This is a genomic window from Staphylococcus sp. GDY8P47P (genome assembly GCF_016892225.1).
Taxonomy (GTDB): domain Bacteria; phylum Bacillota; class Bacilli; order Staphylococcales; family Staphylococcaceae; genus Staphylococcus; species Staphylococcus borealis.
Genome location: NZ_JAFENV010000072.1, coordinates 1 through 711, shown reverse-complemented (window position 1 = coordinate 711; position 711 = coordinate 1). Strand labels below are relative to the sequence as shown.

Here is a 711-nt window from a genome sequence, read left to right as displayed (position 1 = left end):
GTCTCGAAGATCCTGATGAACTCATTGCAGACATCAAATACGCATTAAAGGAGGCATTCAATGAGTCAATTCCTCACACAATTGAAAGATAATGTTTTAGTAGCTGATGGCGCTATTGGAACCATTTTATACTCTGAAGGGTTAGACACCTGTCCAGAAGCATATAATCTTAGCCATCCAGATAAAGTTGAGCGTATCCATCGTTCATATATTGAAGCTGGTGCTGATGTCATTCTAACCAATACTTATGGTGCAAATTTTGAAAAGTTAAAACGATTCGATCTCGAAGATAAAGTTAAAGCAATACATCAAGCCGCCGTTCGCATCGCAAAAAAAGCAGCAAATAAAGATACGTATATATTAGGAACAGTTGGTGGGTTTAGAGGTATCAAACAAGAGGATATCAGCTTACAAACTATTCTTTATCATACTGAAATTCAAATAGACACCTTAATTGAAGAAGGCGTTGACGCGCTACTTTTCGAAACGTATTACGACCTAGAAGAGTTAACAAATGTCATTTCACGAACGAGAAAGAAATACGACATTCCAATCATTGCTCAATTAACCGCTTCAAACACAAATTACTTAGTTAATGGTCAGGCAATCAATGAAGGATTAAAACAACTCGTTCAATGTGGCGCAAACATCGTGGGACTCAATTGTCATCATGGCCCGCACCATATGCAAGAGTCTTTCACACATATTGAA

Annotated in this window: 2 protein-coding genes; both read left to right on the top strand. The window is 37.7% G+C overall.

Annotation, left to right across the window (positions count from 1 at the left end):
• Positions 1-92, top strand: a 92-nt coding sequence (locus JVV30_RS13380; RefSeq protein ID WP_239469389.1) for a hypothetical protein, incomplete at its 5' end; no start/stop codon positions are given.
• Positions 61-711 (top strand): homocysteine S-methyltransferase family protein (locus JVV30_RS13140; RefSeq protein WP_204194371.1); only part of this gene is annotated, 651 nt, incomplete at its 3' end. The genes JVV30_RS13380 and JVV30_RS13140, both read left to right, overlap by 32 nt.